Below are 9,146 nucleotides of genomic sequence, written 5' to 3'. Positions count from 1 at the left end.
TCACATTCAAACTGATTTGCGAATCCCAGATTCCGCTAAATCACAGCATGCTCTAAGCAACGCTTCCCCGCCCGCGACCGCTTCCAGGCACCCTCGTCGCCCGCATCTGCAGAGCTCGTCGCCGCCTACGGTGATATGTCCGATGTTTCCAGCAGCGCCCTGCGCTCCACGTATCACCCGAGCATCGCTGACGTTGCTTGCAGATGAACTCGTAGCGCGTGAGGCACTTGATTGTCTTCCATCTTCGTCCGAAGTTGTAGGCGTCGATAAAGTCAGTAAGGCGGGGCCTCCGCATAATTGTCCGTCGAGTGCGCTGCAATGAGCTCGGACATACTTTTCTATCGGTCCGAATGCCGACTCCGCGAAACGAGCACTCAATTGAACGGCCGGCCGGCTCCGGCAACGCTCGCATTGACGGGGATTTGACCGGTGCCGGCCATCAGATTCATCTTGTTGATGCCAAACCACTGCGCAGTGGTGACAAACATCTGCGAGCGCCCGCGCAATGCAGACGAAATCCAGACCTGTGCTGAAACGGCCGCACCTTTGCTGGCCACCTCGGGAGCCACGGTTCTCGCGGCCTACTGTCCTCAGGACGTTCTCGAAGGTGCCGCGCCTGAAGGCGTCGTGATAGTCACTATTCCGACCATGGAGGATGCCCGTGCGTTCTATGACGGCGCCGAATACCAAGCCGCCGTCCGATTGTCGAAACGATTGCTTTAGTCGTTCGTCTTCACCTGGGGGCTGTTCCTGTTGAAGGTGATCGAACCTCGCTTTCTTTAGGTGATTGGCCCCGGCCACTCCCACTCTGGGATCAGCTCACGAAGCGTCTTAGTCGTTCGCCATCACGGAGTAAGCGCTGTCCCTCTCTCGTGAGTGGCTGCGCCCGGAACCGCATCATCAAATAAAACTGTTATTTCCGCAGCTAGTCTTGCTCCCATTACCTGCGTGGGAGATGTTAGCGGCGCATCGAAGCGAGCTGAACGGTTGCAGCGGTGGCAGGTTGAGCCATTGCTCTCGCCATCGGGCGAAGAACTCCGGAATGGTTAGGAACGACATCATCGAGCTTGAACTTCCTGACAAGCTCGCGAAGCTTCTGGGCTTCCTGAGCGAGCGAGGCGGAGGCGGCAGTCGATTGTTCCACCATGGCTGCGTTCTGTTGCGTCGTCTGGTCCATCTGATTGACTGCAACGTTGACTTCGCTGAGGCCGACCGACTGCTCTTTGGCAGAGGTTGCGATCGCATCCATGTGGTGATTGATCTGTGCGATGAGACTGCCGATGGTCTTGAGAGCCTGGCCCGTATCACGCACGAGCTTCACTCCGCTCTCCACCTCTTTGGAGGAGTTCTGGATGAGGCCCTTGATCTCCTTGGCCGCGCTGGCTGAACGCTGCGCAAGTTCTCGCACCTCCTGAGCAACGACCGCGAAGCCCTTGCCGGCTTCACCGGCCCTGGCTGCTTCTACGCCCGCGTTCAGGGCAAGAAGGTTGGTCTGGAATGCGATTTCATCGATCACGCCGATGATGTTGGAAATCTGCTGCGACGAAGTCTCGATGCGTCCCATCGCCTCTTCTGCATGAGAAACGACATCGGCAGACATAGTAGCGCTTCGGTTTGCCTCGTTGGCAACTGCCCGGGTCTCCTCGGTGCGCTTGCTGGAATTCGCCACGTTTGCGGTGATCTCTTCCAATGCTGCTGCCGTCTCTTCAAGCGAGGCTGCCTGCTGTTCCGTGCGCTTTGAAAGATCACCCGCCCCCGACGAGATTTCCCGGGTGCCATCGTCGATCGTGGTGATGCTGCTGGAGATCGACATCAGCGTTCCACCAAGTTGGGCGACAGATTGATTGAAGTCATGGCGCAGGGCCTCGAAGTCGGGAGCAAATGCCTGATCGAGCTGGAAGGCGAGATCACCTGCAGCGAGCCGCTTCAAGCCGGCCGCGAGACCTGATGTAGCGACACGTAAACGCTCCGCGGCATCAGATTCTGCTTGCTGTTGCGCGGCGATGCGATCGACCTCCGCCTGTTTCCGACTTTCCGCCGCTTCCATCTCCATTCGCTTGTTTGCGATTGCGGCTTGGCGGAAGATTTCCACCGCGCCCGCCATGGAACCGATTTCGTCGGCCCGGCCGGCAAACGGGATACTGGAGTTGGTGTCGCCTTCGGCCAGTCGCCTCATTGAGGTTGTAATCTCGGTAATGGGATTGGCAATGCCTGTCAGCACGAACGCAATAGCGCCAGCGACCAGCAATCCCGCAAAACCGATCGCCGTAAACAGATAGAACTTGACGGACGCGTAGGTCGTCCTGCTCACCTCGGCAGCCTGTTTGCTGCCGCTGAGATTCAACTCCACCAGAGCCGTCGTTAGTTCCTTCAGCTTGTCTGAATAGGTTCGCATTCCCCCGCCAAGATATCGTCCGGCCTCTTCAGTCTTGTTCTCGCGGGAAAGAGCGAGAAGCTGAGGTTTGCTGGCGATATAACTCTCAACGTTTTCCTTTATTGCGCTGATCAACTGGCGTTCGCGGTCCGACGATGCCAGCGTCACATAGGCATCTACCGACTTGCGAACCGTGTCCTCGGCAACTGTAATAGCCTCTTCGCGCGTTTTCTTTTCGGGTTCCGACTGCGCGATGATGTGATCGCGATAAGCGACGCGCAAATTTGCCATGTTGAGATTGATCGTCCGGGATGCCTGTACGCTCGGCAACCAATTGTTCGCGATTTCTTCGGTGGAGCCGTTTGTCTTGCTAAGACCATCGATCGCGAGATACGCGACAATGCCGAAAAGAAGCGCTACGCCGCTGAAAATAAGGAGCAGGCTGGACTTTATGCTTGGACGACGCATTGAAGGACCCCTTGAGACGTTCGACCCTATGGCCGGCGGACAAGGAGTTTGTATCAAAAACATTTAATGTTTTACTCATATGTAAAGCATCGTTTGCCGAAGATTTCGAGCGACGATGCCGGTCGGCGACCCGACATCGATTCCAACGAAAGTTTCTCTTTAATCACCACGGCTCGTCCTTTTGTCATGAGGATCAGCTAGGCACGTCCGAGCAACTCTCGAAAATCAGTGTCGGGCCAGCCACCCAGTCTGCAAGAAGGACATACGATCTTCGATCCAGGCGTGCCAGGAATGTCAATTTCCGGCATGGCGCTCGCTCGGCTAGGCCAGGTCTATCCAATGCGGCCGATCATCCCACCAATGAACATGATCCGGCGCAGGAAAGGACGGATCGGCGAATGTGCCGCCCGCGATGACGACAGTGCCGGGAAAGTATGTTCCGGATTTCGAGAATCCGCCCCCAGCAAAAACAATGCGATGGTGATGAGATTCTATCGACGGCTTTTATCCACGTCCCACCAGCCGCTCGACGACGCTAATGAGCGGTGCGCGCGGCGTGCCAGCCCGACCATCGGAATGTCGGCATGCCTCCGGCCGAGCTTCGACGCCGCAGACGGCGCGCGGGAGAGCCGGAGCGGACCGTCGGCGGTTGCCGGCAACTTCCTGATTGTCCAAAGGCGTCAGTCACACTGGGTGAACTGGGGGAGCAACGGAGAGGACGAATGCTGCGAGTTCCCGGTTGGCATCGATATAAAAACCGCTTGCCGTCCATTTGCCGACCGTTGGGAGCGTATCGCCCCGCAGAGCGAAACACCGCCGGTGATCGAATCTGACAGCTCCGACCGGTGAAATGACGAAGACTTCTCAACTGCGAACGAAGGGGAATTATGACGCTTCACCATGCAGGCGTGGGCTCGCTTCCTTTCGAAACCAGGGCCGGCATAGGCCCAGCGCTGAACTATTACCGTGACGTATCTCCGGTCTCATCGTCTGCAATTTTACGAAGAAGATACAGGAGCGCAATTCTCTCCGCCGGATTGAGGGGAGAGACGGTCTTTTCGCTGATGAGATATGCGCGAGGATACATGTCCTGAAGCAGCGCCTCACCCTTCGGCAGGAGAGAAATGACGACCTTGCGGGCGTCGGCTTTGTCTTTGGACAGGTCGATCAATCCACGTGCTTTCAGACGCTCGACGATCCCGCGGATGGTCGCCTGATCGACCGAGGTGGCCTTCACCAGTTCGACCTGAGAGCTCGGGCCGAGATCGTGTAGCGCGCAGAGCGTGACGAACTGGACGGATGTCAGGTCTGGGTCACTGGCGTTGGCCTGGAAGATCGAGAGATGCCGCTGATAGGCTTTTCGCAGCAAGTGACCCACCTGCTCGGTAACATCATAGGCGGTTTCAGACACCGCGGCTTCACGTGGGCGTTCGATGTCTTTGACAGTCATGTTAGCGGGTCCATCGGTTGCGGCGTCTAGTGCGTCCATGCAGGAAACACCACAGCATGTTTCACCGGTCAAGGCATACGAGGCTCGGGCTGCTTGGCGTGTTTTCACGCCAAGCAGGTTGGTTGCGATTACGATTTGACGGTGTGCTTCATTTCCTTGACGACGATATCGCCGTTCAGGACCATCGGCTCATCGTCGAGAAAGAGCGAGCAATTGCGCATCGGGATATCGAGATGGCAGGCCGTGTCGTTCGGGCCGCCCAATTCATTGTTCGGGCCGGTCGAGAACATGACATTGCCGTAGAACGAGCGGGCCTCCATGCCCATGCCGCCCGGAAATTCGCCGGGCACCATGCGATGCCACTTGGCGTTCTGATTAAGACCCCAGCCAACATGGCTCATGCCCATGCCACGCGGATCATTGAAACCGTCCATGTAGGACTTGACCAGCTCGGCATCGAGGCCGCCGCGAATGTCGGTGATCCAACCGTTTTCAATGGTGTAGTAGATCGGATCGCGCACGTAGATGTTCTGCGGCAGCAGAATATCGCCCGGGGCAACGACGATCGTACCGTCGACGCCATCATCGTCACCGCCCGTGAAGACAAAGCCGGACGGCCAATGATCCCAGCGGCCCGGCTCGTCGGTGCACGCATATTCCGTGATGGCCGGATAGGTGTTGAGTTTGTAGGTGACATCGGTGCCATGTGCCGAGGTGATCCGCATCACCTTCGCTTTGGAGAGCAGCTCTCCGGCAAATTCGACGCGCTCGCGCAGTTCCTTTGTCGGCAACATGCGGGCGAGAATCTCCGGCGGTTCGACGGCGGTCAGGATACGTGTTCCGGCCGCCTGGATCGCCATCTGCTCCGGGCTGAAGAGCAGGAAGATGCAATCGATCAGCATATCGGCGGCCTTTAGGGCTTCGACCGCGTCAGGCATGGCTGCAAGTCCGGTCTGGCCGACGGCCCATGCACCTGCCGGCGGCACCGGTGGCAAACGCATGTGATACATCTTGGCCCCAAGACGCATGCCCGCCGCCATGAAGGCGTCGGCGTAATCGAGGCGCTCGTTGCCCTGGGTCAGGACGATGAGTTTTTCGCCCTCGTGGACGCCCGACATCTTCAACTGATGTAGGCAGATTTCGGTGAAGCTGAATTGATCCATGCTCGTTCCCCTATCTTACGTGAAGGCTTGGCTGTTTTTGTAAAGTTACAGACAGTCGGACTTGATCTTGGCGATTTCGGCGATGGCATCCTCCCTTGAAACGACATCGCCGTACTTGCTGTCGATGTCGAAGAGGTTGGCATTGTGCGGATCGGGGTGCCGGTCGCCGACGCAATCGCGCACGACGATGGTCCGGAACCCGTGCTGGACGGCATCCACCGCACTTGCGCGAATGCAGCCGCTTGTCGAGCATCCGGCAAGAACGACGGTGTCGATACCCTGCGTGTGAAGTAGAGAGGCGAGACTGGTGCCGAAAAAGGCGCTGGCATATTGCTTGACGATGACCAGCTCGCCCTTTTCCGGCTCGACGCCGTCGCAGAATTCGGCCAGCACGTTGCCCTCGACCATGGCCATCATGACCGGAGCCTTTTTCACCCACATGCCGCCATCGGCGCAGTTCTCGGCGAGATAGAGAATGCGGGTGTGGATGACGGGAATGCCTGCGGCGCGCGCGGCGACCAGAAGTGCCGGTGTTTGTGCCACGGCATCGACGACACCCGGCGCATAGAGCGGCGCGCCTTCCACCGTATAGGCTTTCAGGAAGTCGATCACCAGAAGGGCCGGCCGCTGGCCGAAACCGATGCGGTTGCCCCAAACGCCCTGATAGTTGGTTTCAGCACTCTGCATGGGGCACTCCTTGCTTTCCTCCGCCGCAATGCGGCCGGACACGACAAAAACGTCAGGTTCAATAAGCACCGGACAGAAGCGCACCGGCACCCGGCACGACGGCTTCCAGTCCCAGCGATTTCAGCATGCAATAGGTGGTCGCCACGGCGGCGGTGAGCACCGGTTTGCCGGTCATGGCCTCGACCTTGGCGATGACGGGCAGCGACGGCATCTGCACGCAGGCCGAAAGCACGATGACATCGACATCGGAAAGATCGAGCGTCTGGACGATGGCCGGCAGGTTTTCCGGATCGTGGCGGGCAACATCCAGATTGTCGGGAATTTCAAGCGCCCGCCAATCCATCACTTCGAAGCCTTCCTCGCGAATATAGTTCACGACGAGTTCGGTCAGCGGCTTCATATAGGGCGCGACGACGGCGATCTTCTTCGCCTTCATCACCTTCAGGCCCTCGATCAGCGCGCCGGCGCTGGTGACGACCGGGATGTTCGTGTCGTTTTCCTGCGTGCGGCCGGTCAGGCGCTTTTCCGACTGGCGATGGTAGCCGAGGCCCATCGCCATGATGGCGACGAGGCAGGCATATCCCAGCACGTCGACGCGGGCATCGGACAGTTCGATGGCGCACCGATCGGACTCGGCGTCCATGGCGGCCAGTTCTTCCTTGACCACCTTCTTCATGCGCATGCGGCTGGAATGGAAGGTGAAGCGCTCCGGGCGGATAAGCTGGCGGGCCATCAGCATCGCCGGAATTTCCGTCTCCATCGTCGTGTTGGAACTCGGCACGATCTGGCCGATACGATAGGGTTTCTGCACGGACGGCTCCTTTGATGAGTGAGCGGGCGCACATTGGGGCGCTCTCGCTGCGGCAATAAAAATGGCGGGCCAAAGACCCGCCATCAGAGTTTATCGGGAGAGGAAATCTCCAAGCGCTTCGAAGAAGCCGTCGAGATCGTCCCAAGGGATCATGTGACCGGCATTCGGGACGCGGCTGATCTCGATAGCGGGGTTGAGCCCACGGATTTCCGCTTCATCTTCCGGCGCGATCACGCCGCCACGTCCCGCGACCATCAGCATCGACGGCTGCTTCAGCGTGGCGAAATCCGGGAAGATGTCGTCCCGGTGGAAGTCCTCGAAGGCGGTGACGATGGCAGGCTCGAAGCAGGTGTGCAGCCATTCGGCGCGCAACCGCAGCTGGCTTTCCGACCATGTCGGGCAAAACGCCTTCATGCCCTCGGCATCAATGCCTGCCAGCGCGAGGCGGATGCTATCGACATACCAGGGCAACTTGCTCGGATAAGGCCGGCGGCCCGGCCCGGAGACCGGGGGATCGATAAGGGCGAGGCGGGAGAACTCGCCGCCGGTATTTGCCGCCCGCATGGCGATGCGCGCACCCATCGAATGGCCGAGCAGCGCAGGAGCGCCAACACCGAGCGCCTGGGCAAAGCTGATGACGTCGGCGGCCATGGCATCGAGACCGTAGTCGAGATCCGGACCGGTCGAGGACAGGCCGCGGCCCCGGACATCGAGAACGTAGACGTCATGGCGTTCGGCAAGGCGCTCGGCAACGAAGCCCCAGGTGATCGCCGGGCTGGTGATGCCGGGAATGAGGATGACCGGCCGACCCTTGCCGCCATAGCGCAGGTAATGCTGGCGAATGCCGTTGGCAGAGACATTCGCGCCGTAGAGAAGGCCCGCGCTCATGCGACGCTCTTGTCGAGGATAGGCTCGGCATAGACGTCGTAGCCATAGACCCATGAAGGATCTTCCTGCGTCTGCAGGAACGTATTGGCGTTGGACACGGTCTGGACCTGCGTCGCGCGATCGCGTCGGCTGGCCTCATAGAGGCGGAACGCGGTCGCGTAATCCTGCGATCCGGTTTCCTTCAGGCATCGCGCCAGCATGGCCGCATCCTCGATCGCCATGGCGGCACCCTGAGCCATATGCGGCTTCATCGGGTGGCAGGCATCGCCGAGCAGGACCATGCGGCCCTGGCTCCAGAGCGGTAGCGGGTTACGGTTGAACAGCGGCCACTTGGTGACGTCGTCGGTGGCTTCGATCAGCGCCTGGATGACCGGATGGTATTCGGCAAAGGCTTCCGACATTTCTTCACGGCTGCTCTGCACGAAAGCGCCGTCGAATTCCCAGGCGGGGTGCGGGACGCCGGTCACGTAGTAATATTCGTCGCGGCGGCTGGTGGTGTAGTAGACCATCATGTGGCGATCCGGCCCCCACCACTTGACGCAATCCTCGAAGGTCAGGTCGAACTTTTTCAGCTTTTCCGCCGAGATCATCGCGCGATGACCGACCCAGCCGCTATAGTTCGGCTTTTCGGCGCCCAGCAATGTTTCGCGAACGCGCGAGTTGATGCCGTCGGCACCGATCACGATCGAGGCGCGCGCCGAGGTGCCGTCCTGGAATTCGAGGTAGACATCCGAGCCATTGTCTTCGAGGAGGGTCAATCGCTTGTTGAACTGGACGGTGCCGGGAGTCATGGTGTCCATCTGCAAGGCAGAGAGATCGCCGCGATGGACGGTACAATAGGTCGCGCCATAACCTTCGAGCGGAATGCGGGAGAGATAGTCTCCCGTCAGGCCATCCCGGCTGAACCAATAGGCCGGCGTGCTGCTGATATCGACCAGCTTCTTGTCCATGCCGATGCGCTGGAAGATCTTCAGGACATTCGGTCCCATGTGGATACCGGCGCCGAGGCGGGAAAAGCTCGGGGCCTGTTCAAAGATCTGGACATTGAAGCCGGCATGCTGGAGCAGCGCCCCCGCTGCCGCGCCGCCGAGGCCGGCACCGATGATCGCGATTCTTTCATTTCCGGTAGACATGGCGACCCCTTTTTCCGTTTTTCAACGTATCGCGCTGGCGATAGGCGAATTGGCTTACTTATAGCGTATACGCTTTAAAATGCAATAGCGAGACAAGCATTCGTGGCGGCTGGTTTAGTTGGATATCCCAGCGTACCGCGTTTTTCGACGTTTGCAACAGCGAAATTCGACT

General features: G+C 59.2%; 9 protein-coding genes and 2 pseudogenes. 2 read left to right on the top strand and 9 right to left on the bottom strand.

Annotated features, from left to right (window positions below; all coding sequences use genetic code 11):
- Positions 1 to 6: 6 nt before the first annotated feature.
- Positions 7 to 180, bottom strand: a pseudogene (locus C3Y91_RS38205) (ROK family protein); the annotation flags it as partial.
- Positions 181 to 193: 13 nt separating this feature from the next.
- Positions 194 to 289 (bottom strand): annotated as a pseudogene (locus tag C3Y91_RS38785) (IS481 family transposase); the annotation flags it as partial.
- 140 nt (positions 290 to 429) lie between these two features.
- Here C3Y91_RS38785 and C3Y91_RS29700 point away from each other — a divergent pair.
- Entirely contained in the window at positions 430 to 723 is a 294-nt protein-coding gene (locus C3Y91_RS29700; RefSeq protein ID WP_245484694.1) for a DUF1330 domain-containing protein, read from the top strand.
- 235 nt (positions 724 to 958) lie between these two features.
- Here the strand turns inward: C3Y91_RS29700 and C3Y91_RS29695 are convergent, their stop codons facing one another.
- Positions 959 to 2,842, bottom strand: a complete 1,884-nt coding sequence (locus C3Y91_RS29695) for a HAMP domain-containing methyl-accepting chemotaxis protein (protein ID WP_168576129.1) — start codon at positions 2,840 to 2,842, stop codon at positions 959 to 961.
- Positions 2,843 to 3,133: 291 nt separating this feature from the next.
- Here C3Y91_RS29695 and C3Y91_RS37600 point away from each other — a divergent pair, with 291 nt between their 5' ends.
- Positions 3,134 to 3,691: a hypothetical protein gene (locus tag C3Y91_RS37600; RefSeq protein ID WP_174827159.1), complete on the top strand. Its 558-nt coding sequence runs from the start codon at positions 3,134 to 3,136 to the stop codon at positions 3,689 to 3,691.
- Positions 3,692 to 3,803: 112 nt separating this feature from the next.
- Here C3Y91_RS37600 and C3Y91_RS29685 read toward each other — a convergent pair whose 3' ends face one another.
- The 6 genes from C3Y91_RS29685 to C3Y91_RS29660 all read right to left on the bottom strand — a co-directional run bounded on the left by C3Y91_RS29685 (position 3,804) and on the right by C3Y91_RS29660 (position 8,974).
- Positions 3,804 to 4,292 (bottom strand): MarR family winged helix-turn-helix transcriptional regulator, encoded by a 489-nt coding sequence (locus tag C3Y91_RS29685; protein WP_018483767.1) that lies wholly within the window; start codon positions 4,290 to 4,292, stop codon positions 3,804 to 3,806.
- A 128-nt stretch (positions 4,293 to 4,420) separates the two neighbouring features.
- Positions 4,421 to 5,455 carry a 2,5-dihydroxypyridine 5,6-dioxygenase NicX family protein gene (locus tag C3Y91_RS29680; RefSeq protein ID WP_168576128.1) on the bottom strand — a complete coding sequence of 345 codons (1,035 nt, stop codon included), beginning with the start codon at positions 5,453 to 5,455 and terminating at the stop codon, positions 4,421 to 4,423.
- A 45-nt stretch (positions 5,456 to 5,500) separates the two neighbouring features.
- Positions 5,501 to 6,142 (bottom strand): N-carbamoylsarcosine amidohydrolase, encoded by a 642-nt coding sequence (locus C3Y91_RS29675; RefSeq protein ID WP_018068298.1) that lies wholly within the window; start codon positions 6,140 to 6,142, stop codon positions 5,501 to 5,503.
- A gap of 58 nt (positions 6,143 to 6,200) precedes the next feature.
- A complete protein-coding gene (locus C3Y91_RS29670) occupies positions 6,201 to 6,953 on the bottom strand; it encodes a maleate cis-trans isomerase family protein (RefSeq protein ID WP_003554953.1) in 753 nt (250 codons plus the stop codon).
- Between the two features lie 90 nt (positions 6,954 to 7,043).
- Positions 7,044 to 7,841 (bottom strand): alpha/beta fold hydrolase, encoded by a 798-nt coding sequence (locus tag C3Y91_RS29665; RefSeq protein ID WP_130772787.1) that lies wholly within the window; start codon positions 7,839 to 7,841, stop codon positions 7,044 to 7,046.
- Positions 7,838 to 8,974, bottom strand: a complete 1,137-nt coding sequence (locus C3Y91_RS29660) for an FAD-dependent monooxygenase (protein ID WP_075226044.1) — start codon at positions 8,972 to 8,974, stop codon at positions 7,838 to 7,840. Before C3Y91_RS29660 ends, C3Y91_RS29665 begins: the two co-directional genes overlap by 4 nt.
- Positions 8,975 to 9,146: the final 172 nt, after the last annotated feature.

Source organism: Rhizobium ruizarguesonis (genome assembly GCF_012349115.1).
In the GTDB taxonomy this organism is placed as follows: Bacteria; Pseudomonadota; Alphaproteobacteria; order Rhizobiales; family Rhizobiaceae; genus Rhizobium; species Rhizobium ruizarguesonis.
This window is presented reverse-complemented; position numbering and strand designations above follow the sequence as displayed.